The sequence below is a fragment of the Propionivibrio soli genome (assembly GCF_025770765.1).
In the GTDB taxonomy this organism is placed as follows: Bacteria; Pseudomonadota; Gammaproteobacteria; order Burkholderiales; family Rhodocyclaceae; genus Propionivibrio; species Propionivibrio soli.
The window spans coordinates 291,338-307,891 of sequence record NZ_JANZKY010000001.1 but is presented as its reverse complement, the minus strand read 5'-3'; the positions used below and the strand labels follow the sequence as shown (position 1 = coordinate 307,891).

General features: G+C 61.3%; 8 protein-coding genes. 3 read left to right on the top strand and 5 right to left on the bottom strand.

Annotated elements, in window-relative coordinates; all coding sequences use genetic code 11:
• Positions 1-44 precede the first annotated feature (44 nt).
• The 3 genes from NZ453_RS01365 to NZ453_RS01355 all read left to right on the top strand — a co-directional run bounded on the left by NZ453_RS01365 (position 45) and on the right by NZ453_RS01355 (position 6,821).
• Entirely contained in the window at positions 45-2,636 is a 2,592-nt protein-coding gene (locus tag NZ453_RS01365) for a TRAP transporter permease (RefSeq protein WP_263768475.1), read from the top strand.
• 166 nt (positions 2,637-2,802) lie between these two features.
• Positions 2,803-4,086: a cyclic di-GMP phosphodiesterase gene (locus tag NZ453_RS01360; protein WP_263768474.1), complete on the top strand. Its 1,284-nt coding sequence runs from the start codon at positions 2,803-2,805 to the stop codon at positions 4,084-4,086.
• Positions 4,083-6,821 carry a hybrid sensor histidine kinase/response regulator gene (locus NZ453_RS01355; RefSeq protein ID WP_263768473.1) on the top strand — a complete coding sequence of 913 codons (2,739 nt, stop codon included), beginning with the start codon at positions 4,083-4,085 and terminating at the stop codon, positions 6,819-6,821. Before NZ453_RS01360 ends, NZ453_RS01355 begins: the two co-directional genes overlap by 4 nt.
• Before the next feature lie 124 nt (positions 6,822-6,945).
• On the opposite strand, the gene NZ453_RS01350 is transcribed toward NZ453_RS01355, so the two are convergent.
• The 5 genes from NZ453_RS01350 to NZ453_RS01330 form a co-directional block, all read right to left on the bottom strand.
• Entirely contained in the window at positions 6,946-8,289 is a 1,344-nt protein-coding gene (locus tag NZ453_RS01350) for an ATP-binding protein (protein ID WP_263768472.1), read from the bottom strand.
• Positions 8,286-10,790 carry an EAL domain-containing protein gene (locus NZ453_RS01345; protein ID WP_263768471.1) on the bottom strand — a complete coding sequence of 835 codons (2,505 nt, stop codon included), beginning with the start codon at positions 10,788-10,790 and terminating at the stop codon, positions 8,286-8,288. The genes NZ453_RS01350 and NZ453_RS01345 overlap by 4 nt, the downstream gene beginning before the upstream one ends.
• Positions 10,791-10,851: 61 nt before the next feature.
• On the bottom strand, positions 10,852-11,418 hold the full coding sequence (locus NZ453_RS01340; RefSeq protein ID WP_263768470.1) for a response regulator: 567 nt from the start codon (positions 11,416-11,418) through the stop codon (positions 10,852-10,854).
• Between the two features lie 64 nt (positions 11,419-11,482).
• Positions 11,483-12,796 carry a response regulator c-di-GMP phosphodiesterase, NosR family gene (gene nosR, locus NZ453_RS01335; protein ID WP_263768469.1) on the bottom strand — a complete coding sequence of 438 codons (1,314 nt, stop codon included), beginning with the start codon at positions 12,794-12,796 and terminating at the stop codon, positions 11,483-11,485.
• Entirely contained in the window at positions 12,793-16,380 is a 3,588-nt protein-coding gene (locus NZ453_RS01330) for a PAS domain-containing protein (RefSeq protein WP_263768468.1), read from the bottom strand. The genes nosR and NZ453_RS01330 overlap by 4 nt, the downstream gene beginning before the upstream one ends.
• Positions 16,381-16,554: the final 174 nt, after the last annotated feature.

Genomic DNA, 16,554 nt, shown 5'->3' with positions numbered 1-16,554 from the left:
AAGGAGCCGTCTTGCGTTTAATTGCTTGAGCTCGGGGGAGCAGCGTGACTCAAAACGAAATCAACTCGCCGGCAGTTTCCGACGAAGAAATCCGGCAAATGGTCGCTGAGTCGGACACCGGCGGACGAAGGCCGAGCGGCCTTGCGGCCAAGGTTGTCATGTACACGGCGATGGCGTGGTCCCTATTCCAACTTTGGATCGCCTCGCCGCTACCGTTCTCGTTGGGCGTATTCGTGCTCAACGACACTCAGTCGCGCGCCATCCACTTGGCATTCGCCCTATTTCTTGGGTACCTCCTGTTTCCTCCGCTGCAACGCTCTCCGCGCAAGTGGATTCCGGTTCAGGACTGGGTTCTCGGCCTCGTCGCCGCCTTCTGTGCGGCGTATCTGTTCATTTTCTACGCCGATCTGGCGGCGCGGCCGGGGCAGCCGACGGCGTTGGACCTCACCGTGGCGTGCGTGGGCCTGACCCTTCTTCTTGAAGCGACCCGTCGGGTGGTCGGTCTGCCGATGGCCGTCATGGCGACGTTGTTCCTCGCCTACGTTTTTCTCGGTCCATACATGCCGGACATGATCGCGCACAAGGGGGCGTCGTTCACCAAGGGTATGTCGCACCAATGGCTGTCGACCGAAGGCGTCTTCGGCGTTGCCCTCGGAGTTTCGTCGGGTTTCGTCTTTCTATTCGTGCTGTTTGGCGCCTTGCTCGATACCGGTGGGGCCGGGAACTACTTCATCAAGTCGGCGCTTTCGGTGCTTGGCCATATGCGGGGAGGGCCGGCGAAGGCCGCCGTCGTTTCCTCGGGCCTGACCGGCTTGATCTCGGGCAGCTCGATCGCCAACGTGGTAACGGTGGGAACCTTCACCATTCCCTTGATGAAGCGGGTCGGTTACAAGCCGCAGATCGCTGCAGCGGTAGAAACGGCGGCGTCGGTTGACGGGCAGATCATGCCGCCGGTGATGGGTGCCGCGGCGTTCCTCATGGTTGAGTATGTAGGCATCCCCTACACGCAGATCATCAAGCATGCGGCATTGCCGGCACTCATGTCCTACATCGCGCTGTTCTATATCGTGCACCTCGAGGCATGCAAAGCCGGGATTCATGGCATTCCGCGCGATACGGTTTCGCCGTTGAAGCAGCGCCTCATCAACATTCTGTTGACGGTGAGCGGCGCAATCGTTCTGGCCAACGTGGTCTATTACGGCCTGGGTTGGATCAAGGATGTGGCCGGCAATGCGTCCATCTTCATCATCTCGGTGTTGATGCTCGTTGCGTATCTGGGCCTGCTCAAGTTCGAAGCGCGCTATCCCGAGTTGCATATGGATGACCCGAACGCGCCGATTCTGAAGCTCCCCGACCCGGGGCCGACGCTGAAGAGCGGTCTTCACTTCCTTTTGCCCGTCGTTGCGTTGATCTGGAACTTGATGATCGAGGAACTCTCGCCGGCCCTTTCGGCATTTTGGGCAACGACCTTCCTCGTTTTCATCCTCGTGACACAGCGGCCGCTAGCGGCCTTCTTCCGCGGCAAACAGGACGTGAAGGACGAGTTGGCACAAGGCTTCGCGGATCTCAAGACGGGATTGATCGCCGGGGCGCGGAACATGATCGGCGTCGCGATCGCGACATCGACCGCTGGCATCATCGTCGGCACGGTGACGTTGACCGGTATCGGCCTCGTGCTGGCCGAGGTCGTCGAGCTGATTTCGGCGGGCAACCTGTTTGCGATGCTGTGCATGGTGGCTGTCGCCTCGTTGATCCTCGGCATGGGTGTACCGACGACGGCGAACTACATCATCGTGTCCTCGCTGATGGCGCCGGTGGTCGTCGAACTGGGTGCGCAGGCCGGCCTGATCGTGCCGTTGATCGCCGTGCACATGTTCGTCTTCTACTTCGGGATCATGGCCGACGTGACGCCGCCGGTCGGACTGGCCGCCTATGCGGCCGCGGGGATCGCGAAGGCCGATCCGCTCGTGACGGGGTTCCAGGCGTTCTGGTACAGCATTCGTACGAGCGTCCTGCCGTTCATGTTCATCTACAACACGCAATTGTTGCTGATCGGCATTAACAGCATTCCCGAACTTGTGCTGGTGGTCGTATTCGCGATTGTCGCCAGTCTGCTGTTCGTGGCCGCTTCGCAGAACTGGTTCATAACGCGTAGCAAATGGTACGAGACCGTGATCCTGCTGCTCATCGCGTTCAGCCTGTTTAGGCCCAACTTCTGGATGGACATGATCTATCCGCCGTACTCGAAGGTTCCGGCGACGGACCTCATCCAAACGATCGAGAAGGCACCGGCCAACGAACAGTTGCGGGTGTGGGTCGAGGGCGAGGACATGAACGGCGATCCGGTGCGGAAAGGCATGCTGATCCCGCTTGGCGAGCCCGGCAAAGCCGCTGAGCGGCTGGACCGTTTCGGGCTGCGGGTCATCCCCATGGCCGGCCAGATCGATGTGATTTCCGTGAAGTTCCGCAGCAAGGCGGAAAAGGCGGGCTTCCAACAGGGACAGAAGATCACCGACCTGGAAGTTGAGAACAAGCGGCCGCGCCCAGAGTGGATATTCGTACCGACGCTTGGCGTGCTGGCGTTCGTGGTGTTTGCTCAGCGGCGGCGAGTGCGGCTCGGCTTGTCGCCCGCCTGATGTGAATCGATTGTCGGGCGCGGCCTGTACCACCGGCTCGGTCCTGAAAACGCTGCTTCGGCAGCGTTCTCTTTTTGTGCTCCCGGTGGCCGCGTTGTCCTTGGCAGCGCCGTCAAAAAGCTCTTACCATGAGGCTTAGAAAACGACAGGGCAGGTGTGCGCGGAAATGGGAGATTCGAACAATTCCTACGTGACGGTCGACCAGTTGCGGATCGGCCTGTATGTCTATCTCGACCTGAAGTGGTTCGAGCACCCGTTCGCGTTCAACAACTTCAAGATCAAGGACGAAGAGCAGATCCAGGTAATCCGTGGACTGGGTTTGCGCAAGGTCCGTTACGACCCAGCCCGTAGCGATGCGCGCCCCCCACCAGAGGGGGCGGCAACCGCCGAGGAAGACAAGCCGGCGGAGCCCGTCTTGAAAGAGCATCCAGCGCTCGCCGCGAAACGCGCATTGATCGAAAAGATCAAAGTGCAGCGCGAAGCGGCGGCGCGTATCGAAGGCGCTTTCGTCGATACGGCAAAGACGATTCATAACGTCGAAAAGAACCTGCTCAGCAACCCAGCCGAAACGATCAAGCAGGCGAATGTCCTGGTCGAGCAGATCGCCGACTCGATCCTCTCCGCCCCGGAACTGGCGATCCACGTCATGGGAGACCGAGTTGGAGGCGAGGAACTCTACTTCCACTCGCTCAACGTCACCATGCTTTCGCTGATGATGGCGCGCGATATCAAACTGCCGCAGGAAGTCTTTCGCGCCCTGGGCACTGGGGCGTTGTTCCATGACGTCGGGTTGCGGGAAATCCCGGCTAAGATCCTGATGAAACTCGAACCGCTCACGCAGGCCGAGAAGAACTACTACGAGCAGCACTGCCAGTATGGCGTGGATATGGGACAGCGCTTGCACTTCCCGCCGACGACGCTGGCGATCATTCGCGAACATCACGAGATGTACGACGGGAGCGGCTATCCACGAGGATTGAAGGGCGACGCCATCAGCCTGATCTCCCGTATCGTGGCGATCCCCAACTACTACGATCGCCTGTGCAATCCGGTAAACGTGGCCAACGCGCTGACGCCGCACGAGGCGCTGGCAACGATGTTTGCCAAGCTGCGCGCCAAGTTCGACCCGAAACTCCTGCAAGTCTTCGTGCGTTGCCTGGGCGTCTATCCGCCGGGGACGATCGTGCAGCTGTCGAATGGGGTGATCGGCATGGTGGCCACGATCAACACCGCGAAGCCGATGAAACCCATGGTGGTGGCCTACGATCCCGACATCCCCAAGGACGAGGCCATCCTCGTCGACATGGAGACTGAAGGGGATGTGAATATCGCCAAGGCGATCCGGCCGGCACAATTGCCGCGTGAAATCTACAACTACCTGAGTCCGCGCAAGCAGGTCAGCTATTACTTCGACGCGCGAGCCGGCGACAAGGATCCCGCTAAGAAATGATGACGCTCGAACGCCTGTTGCTCGACAACACGGAGCAGATGATCCTGCTCGTCGAGCCGGAAACGCTGGCGATCGTCGTCGCCAATCGGATCGCGGTGCAAACCCTGGGCTATTCCGAAGAGGAACTGCTAGGAAAAACGATCATCGACGTCGAAAGCGCATTGCAGGACGTTTTTTATTGGGAAGAGGTGCGCGGCGGCCAGTATTCGAACATCGAATCGCAGGAAGGGCTTTACCTGTGCTCGGACGGCTCGATGCGCACGGTGACCAAATCGGTGAAGGCGCTGGAGCAGGACGGGAAACGCTGGCTTCTGGTGCAAGCGAGGGAATCGCACGAAGAGTTGCAGATCGAGGAAGACCTCGCTCAGACCACGTCTCAATTGCGCGCGACGCTGGAATCGACCGGCAACGGCATTCTCGTTATCGGCTGGCAGGGTCGGATCGCCAGCATGAACCGCCTCTTCAGCAAGATGTGGCGAATCCCCGAGGAATTGCTGCTGCGCCAGGACGACGAAGCAATTTTCGACTTCATGGTCGATCAGGTTGAGAATGGCGAGCCCTTCCGCCGTCGGCTGCGCGAGATCGTCGACGACCACGATACGGACGACCTTCTCACGCTGGCCGACGGACGCGTCTTCGAATGCAAGTCGTTGCCGCAGTACCTGGGCGAACGCATCATCGGCCGCGTATTCGGATTCAATGACATTACCGAGCGTATCCGCATCGAGCAGGATTTGATCGCCGCGCGCGAGAAGGCGGAATCGGCCAACCGTGCCAAGGCAGACTTTCTGGCGATGATGTCGCACGAGATCCGGACGCCGATGAACGGCGTCGTCGGCATGACGACGTTGATGCTCGACACGCGACTCGACGCGGATCAACGGCGCTACCTGGAGATCATCCGTTCGAGTTCCGACGCGCTCCTGTCAATCATCAACGATATTCTCGACTTGTCCAAAATCGAGGCGCGCAAGCTGACGCTGGAGTCGATCGATTTCGACCTGCTCACGCTGCTCGAGGACATTGCGGATCTCAATGGCCTGCGTGCGGCGGAGAAAGGCCTTGAGTTCGCGTGGAGTCTCGACCCCGAAGTGCCGACACAATTGCGCGGCGATCCCGGCCGGCTCCGGCAGATACTCACGAACCTGATCGGCAACTCACTGAAGTTCACAGCATCCGGAACGATTTCTCTCATCGTCACTCGCGGTGTCGAACGCGACGGGCGAGTCAGCCTGAACATCGAGGTCAAGGACACTGGCATCGGAATCGCGGCGGCCCATCTCGGGAAGATCTTCGCGCCCTTCGAGCAGGCCGACACATCGACCACGCGCAAATACGGAGGCACCGGTTTGGGCTTGGCGATCACGAAACAGCTGGTCGACTTGATGGGCGGGGAGATCGGCGTGGAGAGCGAGCAAAACGCCGGTACCACGTTCAAGCTCAATGTGATTCTCCGGCGTCAGGCGAATCAAGAAGCGGCGTCGCTACCCGAACTCGAGCGCCTGCGTGATCAGACGGGGGCGCGGATTCTCGTCGTCGACGACAACCCCGTGACCCTCAAGGGACTCGCGGCGCTGCTACGCCTTTGGGGGTTTTGCGTCGATGAGGCGACGGGTGCCGTCGGTGCGCTGGAACTCGTCACTTCGGCGCGTGAGGAGGGAAAGCCGTATCGATGCATCTTTGTCGACATGGCCATGCCGGGCGACGACGGCGAGACATTCGGCCGTCAAGTTCTGGCCAGTCCGGCCAACGCTGGTGTTGCCCTCGTTCTGTGCGTGTCGGCCGGATTTCGCGGCGATGCGAAGCGCTTCGAGAAACTCGGCTTTGCGGCTTACCTGCACAAGCCGGTGCGCCGATCGTTTCTTGTCGACTGCCTTGTGCGCATTCTCTGCCCTGCAGAGAGGCCGGGACAGACGCCGATCATTACCGCCCGTACGCTGGCCGAAACGGCCAAGCGCGACGCGCGGCTGCTCGTCGTGGAAGACAACCCGGTCAACATGATGGTCATGCAGGGTGTTCTGGCGAAGCTCGGCTATGCCACGATCGATAAGGCGCTCGACGGCGAGCAGGCCGTAAATGCCGGTACCGCTGCCGCGTACGATCTGATTCTAATGGATTGCCAGATGCCGAAGATGGACGGGTACGCGGCGACGCGTCGTCTGCGCGAACTCGGCGTCAAGACGCCGATCGTCGCCATGACGGCGCACGCATTGAGTGGCGACCGCGAAAAATGCCTCGAAGCCGGGATGGACGATTACCTGACGAAGCCCATCGCCATCGACAAGCTGGGTCCCTGTCTCGATCGGTGGCTCCTTAATGCCGCAGACCCGGTACCAAACACAGAACCGCCGCCACCTGCGTCGGCCACTGCAGACCTGGAAACGACGTTCCGCTACGAACAGCTGCTCGAATTGATGATGGGCGACCGCGAGCTTGTCGCGACGCTGCTGCGCATGTTTCTCGCCAATACGCCGGGGGACATCGAGAAACTCAAGGATGCGATCGCTGGCGGAGATGCGGCGGCCATACGCGCTGCCGCACATTTCATCAAAGGCGCCGCGGCCAATCTCTGTGCCTCGGAAATCAATGCGGCGGCATTCGAGATCGAACAGGCGGCGATTCGCGGCAAGGTCGACGCTGCCGTACGTCTGCTTTCGCAGCTCGAAGCATCGTGGCTCGCCTTTCTCAAACACCCCGTCGTCATGGAGTGTCTGGCGCCAAGCATCGAGGCGTAAACGGCGGTCGAGCCGCCTACTGGCTGCCGATCGATCCTCCCCCAGCCGTAGCTGGGGAGAGCGCTTATTGCCTCCTGCCGGCTGGAGGGGCGCAAGGGCCACGCAGGCAAAACATGCTGGCGTTTCAGCCCGCAGCGGCCGGAGCCTTTTGCCGGAGCGGAATCAGGATGCGGAACGTGGTTCCCTTGCCCGGCTCGCTTTCAACCTCGATCCGCCCGTGGTGCTTGCGTACGATGCCGTGCGCGATCGATAAGCCGAGGCCCGTTCCGCTGCCCACGGGCTTGGTGGTGAAGAAGGGATCGAAGATCCGGTTGAGAATCTTCGCCGGAATCCCGGCGCCGGTGTCGCTGACTTCGATGCATGCGGTGTCGCCTTGCTGCTTCGTGCGGATCGTGATGCGTCCCTGTTCGGGAATCGCCTGCGCCGCGTTGACGAGCAGGTTCATGAACACCTGGTTCATCTGCGACGGTATGCACTCGACTTCCGGCAGTTGCCCGTATTCCTTGACCACCTGCGCCTTGTACTTCAATTCGTTCCAGACGACGTTTAGGGTGCTTTCCATTCCCTGCTCGAGACTCGCGAACTGCATCTCGGTGCTGCTGACGTGGGAGAAGTCCTTCAAGTCCTGCACGATGCGCCGTACGCGCTGCAGGCCGCCGAGCGATTCACTCATCAGCGCGTCGATGTCCTCGCGCAGATAGTCGATGTCGATCTGGCGTTTGAGGTCGAGTAGGGCAGAACGGCTGACATCGCTCAGCTCGCCTTCGCACTTTTCATACAGCGAGAGGAGGCGCAGGAGTTCGTCGACATACTTTTGCAGTGCGCCAAGATTGGCGTTGACGAACCCGACCGGGTTGTTGATCTCGTGGGCGACGCCCGCCGCGAGCTGGCCGATCGAAGCCATCTTCTCGGATTGCAGCAATTGATTGTGCGCTTCTTCCAGGCGTTCGATCAGAACCAGCTGCTCGGCCTTTTCCTTGCGCAGGGCATCCTCGGCTTGCTGTTTTTCCTGCAATTGTTGCTGCAGCGCCTCGGTGAGCGCGGCGACCTGTCGGGTAAGCCGCAGTTCCTCGATCTGCTGTTGATCGCGTACGCATTTCGCGATCGCATCGGCGAGCAGGTGTGCGTCCACTGGCTTGGTGATGTAGCGCTCGACGCCAATGCTCAGTGCCTGGCGCAGGCTGTCGCCGTCCTGGTCCGACGTGATGACGATAATCTGTGCATCCGGGTCTTCGCTCTTGATTGCCGTCGTCATGTCCAAGCCGGTCATGCGCGGCATGAAGATGTCGGTGATCGTCACGTTCGGGCGCCATTCGCGCCAGATGTCGAGTCCTTCGGCGCCGTCGGCGGCGACCCGCACCTCCGAGACGAAGCGCCCGGCCAAGTGCTTGAGCTGCGTGCGCAGAATGGGATCGTCGTCGACGACGAGCACGCGCGCCGAGGCGATGATTTCTTCCGCCTTGCTCAATTCTTCTCTCCGTAGAGTTCGCGCCAGTGCCGCAAGGCGCCGGTGATCTCCGCCTTCAGCTTCTCGTCGTCCCACGGCTTGAGCATGAAACGGTAGACCGCGCCCTTGTTGATCGAATCGGTCACCGTCGATATCTCGGAGTACCCGGAAAGCACCATGCGCACCGTTTGCGGGTAGAGATTCTTTACGCGAGCGAGGAACTCCGTGCCGTTCATCTCGGGCATGCGCTGGTCCGAGATGATCACCTGCACTTCGTTGCAGGCCAACAGACTGAAGGCGTCGGTGGCCGTTTCGGCGGTCAGGATATCGTAGCCTTCCCGCCGGAGCGTACGCTTTAGCGAAGTGAGAATGTTCGGTTCGTCGTCCAGGAAGAGGACGGTGCTCCGTTTCTCGGCATCCTGCTGTCCCGAAAGCCGCATTGCAGCGCCGTCGCGCAGTAGACGCCCGACGTCTTCAGCGGGCACTGGCCGTGAGAACAGGTAACCCTGCATTTCGTCGCACTCGTTGCGGCGCAGGTAATGCATCTGTTCTTCGGTTTCGACGCCTTCCGCGAGAACCACCTTTCCCAGTTTGTGTGACATGGCGATGATCGCCTGCGTGATCGCCGCGTTGACCGGGTTGGTCGTTACGTCGCGGACGAAAGACTGGTCGATCTTGACGACGTCTATCGGGTACCGCGACAGGTAGGCGAGCGACGAGTAGCCGGTTCCGAAATCGTCGAGCGATATACGCACGCCGAGTTGCTTCAATTGGGCGGTACTGCGCACGGTCGCCTGGACCTCGTGCATCATCACGCCCTCGGTAATTTCGATTTCGAGGAACCCGGGCTCGATATCGTGCTTGGCCAGCGTGCCGGCGACCCGCGAGTGCAGGTCGGGGATGCGGAAATGTCGCGCGCCGAGATTGACGGCGACCTTGAGCGGAGGGAGTCCGGAGTCCATCCAAACCCGCATTTGCCGGCAGGCCTCGTGCAGTACCCATTCGCCAATGTGAATGATGTGGTAGGAGTGTTCGGCGAGTGGAATGAACTGGCCGGGCGGGACCATTCCGCGATCGGGATGCTGCCAGCGCACCAGCGCTTCGAGACCGATGACACTGCCGGAAAAAAGGCTCACCTGCGGCTGGTAGTGGAGCACCAGTTCGCCGTGCTCAATGGCGCGGGCAAGGTCGTGGAGAAGTTCCCTCTGTCCGCTGACGCTGCTTGCGGCAACCGCGTCGAAGCGCCGGACTTCGTTGCCGCCGGCGGTCTTTGCCCGCTCCGTGGCATTCATCGCGTGGCTCAGCAGCGTACTGGCATCCTCGCCATCGGCGGGATACGCGGCGATGCCTACCGAGGCGGTCATCGTGTTCGTCCGGCCCGCGCAGACGAGGGGCTCGCGGACGGCCTCGAGTATCCGCGCCGCCACTTCCCGCGCATCGTTCTCGGCTCCCGGCGTTCGCGGATCGAGCAGGATGGAGAATTTGTCGTCGCCCAGGTGCGCCAGGATATCCGCTTGCCGCAACACACCGGCGATGCGCTCGCCGATGGCCGCGATCACGTTGTCCGCCTCCGCCGTGCCAAGCGCGTCGCTGACGACGAAGAAGTCGTCGATGTCGATGTGCAGGACGGTAATGTTGCCGCCGGTCAACGGTGCGTCATCAAGGGCGTCGACGAGCGTGCGCAAAAAGGCGCCACGGTTGGGCAGGCCGGTCAGCGGATCATAAGCCAGGAGATTCTCGACGCGGGGGCTACCACCTTGAGGTGTAGCCGCCGTATCGCCGACTGCAAAGTAGTAACGGATGGCGCCGTCATCGCCGCGCACGGCGGCGATCGTCATGCGCTGGACGAATTGGGAGCCGTCCTTGCGCTGGTTGATGAAATCGCCCTTCCAGGTGTATCCCGATTCGAGCGCCGTACACAGGCTGTGATACGTCTCTTCGCCGGTCTGCCCGGACTTGAACAAGGCGGGCGTGCGGCCGAGCACCTCGGCGGCCGAATAGCCTGTTTCGTTCAGAACAGCGGCATTGGCATAGAGAATCGTCTGGTCGGCGGCCGTCACGAGAATCGGGGCCGCGAAACCGTCCGCAACGGTGCACAGCATGAGGTCGGCAAATGCCTGCCCGGTTTTGCCGCCGCTTGGGTTCGCGTTGTCTTCTGGTTTATCCGAGTCTTTGTCGCACACCGCACCGATCAGGACGACTTCGGTCTGGCTTTCGGTCGAGGCGGCAAAGCCCAGCGACCAAACCGCGCACCGCGGGTTCCCATCCGTTCCCCGCCATGTGCCGCGAATGGGGCGGCTGTCGCGCGCCACCAGGCGCTCGCGTATCGACTCGACGAAATTGTTGTCTCCAGCGTCGGGCGGAACGAGGGCGGCCAGCGACTGACCTACCGGATCGTCACCATTTGCCATCCAGCGGCGCGCGAACCGATTGGCGAACATGAGCACCATCGTCGTGTCGACGCGCAACACCGGGCATTCGAGCGTATCGAAAAGTGCCTGTTCGTCGTCGACCTTGCTCAAGCCGCACCTCCGATTCAGTTCGCTATCCATTCACAGTTCGGCTACGAGGACCCGACGCCGCCTAGGGCCGATCCAGCAACGATTCGTCGAGCAACACCGAGCCGTCAGGCCCCCAGTGCACCTTGGTGATCCCCGGCTCGGCTTCCTCAAGGCGTTTCCGTTCAAACTCCTCTGGCGACAGATCGCCCTTCGACAAGCGCATCTCATCGGCGAGCCGCTGATTTTCGAGAGTCAGCTCGCGTAGCGCGAGCACCTGGCCCAGCGTGGATACGAACTCATAATCGTTCCAGGGTTTGGAGACGAAGCGCACAATGCCGACGTCGTTGATTGCCCGGATCAGCCCGTTCAGATCAGCATAGCCCGAGAGGATGAGCCGCGCGGCGTCCGGTTGGATATCGCGGAATTTTTTCAGAAACTGCACGCCGTTCATCGTCGGCATCCGATAATCAGAGATGACGAGAGCGTACGCCGTGTGGCGGGCCTTCTCCAACGCAGCCTCCGGCGAGCTGAAGGTGTCGACCGTCAGTTTGAAGAGCTTGCCGCCGGACAAGCACGGCGTTATGTGCAGCAGTCGGCGCAAAGCGTTGAGAATCGACTCGTCGTCGTCGACGATCATTACTCGGTCCATTCCGCACCTCCAAGAATCGGTGTTGAAAAACAGCGTCCGCTGCCCAGCCGGCCTTGTCCCACGTTCATTCCCTTCCCTTGTCCGTTCGGATGTAGACCGTTATCGCGTGGTTTTCTCTGCGCGCGTAGTCCTGGATCTGTTTGATCAGCGAGACGTCGAGCACGAAATCCGCGGCGAGCAGGAGAACGCCGTCGCGGCTGACGAGGTCGCGAGCCAGCACCATGCCGACCTTGAGATCGGGGTACGAGACGGCGCGTTCGCGCACCACTTCGTGCGCCAGGCCGCCGAGCAGTTCGATGAAGGTGTCCACAACCTGCGGGTCATATCGCTTGCCGCGCGACTTGGCGACCATCGTCTTCGCTTCGTCGGGACCCATGCGCTTTTCGGCCAGCGTACCGATCTGCAGACTGTCGTAGTCGTTCACTACGGCGAGAATGCGCGCGCCGAAAGGGATGCCGAGGCCTTGCAGACCATCCGGGAATCCTTGACCGTCGAAACGTTCGTGATGAGCACGCACGATCAGGGATACCTCCTTCAGCTCGTCGAGCGGCATCAGCGCCGATTCGCCGGAGATGGTGTGCCTGCGATAGCGGCCCAATTCGTCGCCGCTCATTCGCGACACGGGGCGGGCGAGCAGGCTGTCTGGGAAGCCGATCTTGCCGATGTCGTGCAACAAAGCGGCGAAGAAGATGTCCTGCTGTTCCTTGGTGGGTACCCCGAGACGGGCCGCGAGACGCCGCGACAGGTCGGCAACGCGGCGCGAGTGGCCCGCCATGGCCCCGCCTCGCAACTCCATCAGGTTGGAGAACATCTTGATCGAGACGAGGAAATTCTGCTTCAGCTTATCGTTCGCCAGATTGAGGAAGCTGTTGATCTGCTCGATTTCGGCGGTGCGTTGCCGAACCTTGTCTTCGAGATGGCCGTTTAGGTCCTTGAGTTCCTCGTTCTGCGCTTGCGTGAGAGCCAGGAGGCGGGCATTTTCGCTCCGCAGCCGCGCCGTCTCCAACGCGTCGCGCACGACGAGCAAAAGGTCGTTGTCGTCCCACGGCTTGGATACATAACGGTAGATCTCGCCCCGGTTGATTGCGTCGATCGTCGAATTCACATCGGCGTAGCCGGTCAGGAGGATGCGCATCGTGTCCGGCCACCGCTTGCGGACCTGTTCGAGAAATTTCGCGCCGTCCATTTCCGGCATACGCATGTCGGAGACCACGAGGTCGACTGGCTCCTGCTCGAGCAGCGCAAGTCCTGCGGCGCCGCTTTCCGCCGTACGCACGGCGTATCCAGCGGGACGGAGCACCCGGCGCAGCGACGACAAAATGCTGGGTTCGTCGTCGACAAGGAGGAGCGTCGCCACCTTCTCATTCGTATCGTTCATGATGCTGTCTCGACTTGAGTCTCGTCGGCCGGCTGCGGATCGATCGGCAACGTAACGCGAAACACGCTTCCTCGGCCAAGGACCGAGCGCGCCTCGATTTTCCCTTGATGACGCTGCACGATACTCCAGGAAAGCGATAATCCCAGGCCGGTTCCGCTACCGACGGGCTTCGTCGTATAGAACGGCTCGAAGATATGTTCCAGGCTTTCCGGCGCGATTCCGCAGCCATTGTCTTCGATCTCGATCCATACGGTACGGCCTTCGCAGGCACTACGCAAGACGATGCGGCCGTGCCCTTCGATCGACTGCGCGGCATTCGTCAGCAGATTCAGGAACACTTGGTTGATCTGCGACGGAATGCAGCGCACGGGCGGTAGTTCGCCGTATTGTCGGTCGACTTCGGCTTTGTATTTGATCTCGTTCCAGACGATGTTGAGCGTGCTCTCCAGACCGGCGTGGAGGTCCACCCATTCCCAACCCGTCGCGCCGATGCGCGAGAAGTCTTTCAAATCGGACACGATCTGCCGCACGCGGGCGAGCCCCTCTCGCGACTCGTCGAGCAAATGCCGAATGTCGCTAACGATGAATCCGTGGTCGGCTTCCGCCTTGAGTTGATGTACGCGTTCGAAAGCGCGGGGCATCGAGACGCCATAACGTGCCTCGATCTCGCCGTACACCTCGTCGATCGCCAGCAGATCGGCTACGTAGCCGGTGAGCGAGTTCAAGTTCGACGAAACATAGCCAATCGGGTTGTTTATCTCGTGCGCCACGCCGGCGGCCAATTGCCCGATGGCGGCCAGCTTCTCGGATTGGAGCAGTCGGTTGTTCGTTTCGTCGAGTCGCGCGTTGAGGGATACCAGCTCGTCGACCTTCTGCTGCAAGGCAACTTCCGCCCGGATGCGGTGCACGATGCGCCACAGGTCGTTACCGATGAGTTGGGCCGAGGCGCAGTCGAAGTCGTCGTAGTCCGCCGCTTTACCGCCGATACAGAGCACCGCTCGGACTCGGTTCTGCTCGGCCACCGGAATGGCGATCAATCGCTCCATGGCCGGGCATTCAGGGGGCAAGGCAGACGCCGGTCCATCCGGGGCGCGATTGAAGACGGCGGCGTTACCGGTTTTGGCGGCTTGCGCCCACGCGCCGGCTTCGTCGATCCGACGGCGCCATTCCAGACGATCGAGATCATCGTCCGTCAACCAGGTGGCTGCGACGAATTCAAGGCCTTCCTGAGATTCGTCTACAAAGCAGGCGAAGCCCGCCTGGCTTTCTGTCAGGCGAACCGCCATCTCAAGCCCGCGATGGAGGAACTCATGCTCGGGTACCGTGCCGCCTAGCTCGCTCAGCGCCAGCAGCGCGTCCTGCCGTTCCGAATGCTTCCGGCGCTGCGTGACATCGAGCGTAATCCCGCCGAGCAGGCGTTTCCCTGAGTCGTCCTCGATAACGAATTTGTTGGACTCGTAATGGCGCCCAAAGAAATGATCGTCGATAACGGCGCTGCGGCCTGTACGCAGTACTCGGCGGTCGTCCGCCGCAACCTTTCGGCCCATCGCTTCCGGGTACAACTCCTCGCTTGTCTTGCCGATAGCGTCGCTCGGGTCGATGCCGAACAAAGTCTTGAACTGCCTATTGGCAAGGACGAACCGATGGCTCTCGTCCCTGACATAGGCGAGCCCCGGCATGTGGTCGAGGAACTGTTGCGTCACGCGCTGCGCTCGCTGACGGGCTTCCTCGGCGAGTTTGCGGTTGGTGATGTCTTCCAAGGCGATGACGGCGCCCCGCTTTCCCCCTTGCAATGGCGTGACCTGGATGTGGAACCAGCGATGACGGTCGGCCGCTTTGTTCTCGTATTCCGCCGCGAAGCTGCCCCATTCGCCGGCCAACACGGCGCGTACGCCGTTTCCGATGCGGCTTGTGTCTTCGTCTTGAGCGCTTGCCGGAGAGGCATTGCGCAACTCGAAATAGTCGTGGCCAACGATGTCGGCGGCTCGCCCGGGCCCGCCATTCTCGGCGGAGAAATCCACCCAGGCCCGGTTGACGGCAACGATGTGTCCCTTGTCGTCGAGTACGGCGACGTGTTCAACAAGAGAATCAAGTACGCCGACCAGAAAATCCTTGTTTTCCCGCAGCGACTGTTCGATACGCCGTTGCCGGGTGATATCGCGATTGACGCCGATAAGCCGCAACGGTTTGCCATTTTCGTCCTTGAATAGGCGGGCGAGTACTTCCATGACGCGAACCTGGCCGTCTCCGCGCACGGCTCGGAAAACCATCTCCAGGTCCTCACCATGCTGAATCGCGTATTGCAGCGCCGCTTCAGCGGCAGGCAAATCTTCCGGCAGGACATCCTCGCGCCAGGTGGCGTAGGCGGAACCCACGCCTTTCTTTTCACGTCCATAAAGGCGATAGATCGTGTCGTCGCAGGTGAGCGCCATTGTGCGCACGTCGAGTTCCCATATGCCGGTGCCGCTCGCCTCGGTGGCGAACTGCAGGCGCTCGGCGGCGTGCTGCCGGTCAGCCTGGTATTGCCGGGTCATCTGCACGAGGCGTCGCTGCCGTCTTTGGTGGACCGCGAGGGCGGCCACGGCTGAAATGATCAACAGTCCGAGCAGGCCGGCGCGGTTCCGCAGGTCGGTATGCCAAGGAGCGAGGACGGTGTCGTATTCCTGGCTGACGATGGCCACCAGCGGCGGGGCGGAATCCGGCGCCAAGGCAGGTACCGTATGTACGGCAGCGAGGCGCTCATTGGGCAGCACCTGGCATGTGCCTGAAAGTAAGCTCGCATCGCGGCCGCTTTGCCTGTGCCGCGAAAAAAAAGTATCCGGGGCGGAGAAGTCGGTACCGGACGGAACGGCGGGGGACGACACGTAGAGAAGGGTTTTGCCGGAGCGGTGCACTAAGCCCGCCGAGACGTCCGGCGTATAGCGCAGTGCTGCCAGGATGGGTTCGAGCGCGTCGAGATCGAGTTCGGCGACGACGAGCCCGGCAAATCGCCCGTCAGGTTCGACGATGGCATGCGAGAGCGTGGCGGAAAGCGTTCGTTGGCCGATGGCCTCCGGCGCCGAGAAGTCGGCTGCGGCACTATTTGGCCGTGTTCGGGCCGCGCGAAATAGCGCGGTGCTTGCTAAGTCGCGCCCCACCAGATGTGGGTCGCTGGCTAGAACGACAACGCCGTCCGCGTCGATGATCATCGCCGAGCGGACTCCCTCGACCGCGCGCTGGAAGAAGGCGAGCTGCATCGCAATGTGGCTGCCTCGCTCGTCGTGGTGGTGAAGGATGCGCAGGTTTTCTCGGATATCCCGCAGACCACGGTCGATCGAGTCGAGGCGTCGTTCGAGTGCGAAAGCGATCGATTTCGCGCCGAGCGCGAGGCGGTCTTCCGCATTCGCGAGGATTCGCTTGCGCTCCGTGTGCAACGATGCGGCGACGAAAGCCGCAAGGATCAGGAAGGCGATGATCAGCGTTACCCACTGCATCAGGAAGAACCGCTTGGTTCCCGGGAGATGCGTGGTTGCCGCGGCCATTTCCGTCCCTGGTCCGGGCGCTGCGCTCCCCCCGCGTTGCCGACGGTCCAAGCTCCGTTCCATTCTGTTGGCCTCCTGGCCGAAAGACTGCAACCTTCCTCGCCGATGGTACTCCCGGGCTGCAGCGCAGACCATGGCGGGAATTACGGAGAGCGCCGCGCCGAGACGGCATGCGGACGGTACTCGGCGCAAGGTATAATCGCGAGTCGCCGCGCTACTTAATATTAGCTCGGCCTA

What these genes read in the sequence shown, in the direction of transcription:
- NZ453_RS01360 (WP_263768474.1), top strand. Translation starts at nt 2,803, where the DNA reads ATGGGAGATTCGAACAATTCCTACGTGACGGTCGACCAGTTGCGGATC.
- NZ453_RS01355 (WP_263768473.1), top strand. Translation starts at nt 4,083, where the DNA reads ATGATGACGCTCGAACGCCTGTTGCTCGACAACACGGAGCAGATGATC.
- NZ453_RS01340 (WP_263768470.1), bottom strand. Translation starts at nt 11,418, where the DNA reads ATGGACCGAGTAATGATCGTCGACGACGACGAGTCGATTCTCAACGCT.
- nosR (WP_263768469.1), bottom strand. Translation starts at nt 12,796, where the DNA reads ATGAACGATACGAATGAGAAGGTGGCGACGCTCCTCCTTGTCGACGAC.
- NZ453_RS01330 (WP_263768468.1), bottom strand. Translation starts at nt 16,380, where the DNA reads ATGGAACGGAGCTTGGACCGTCGGCAACGCGGGGGGAGCGCAGCGCCC.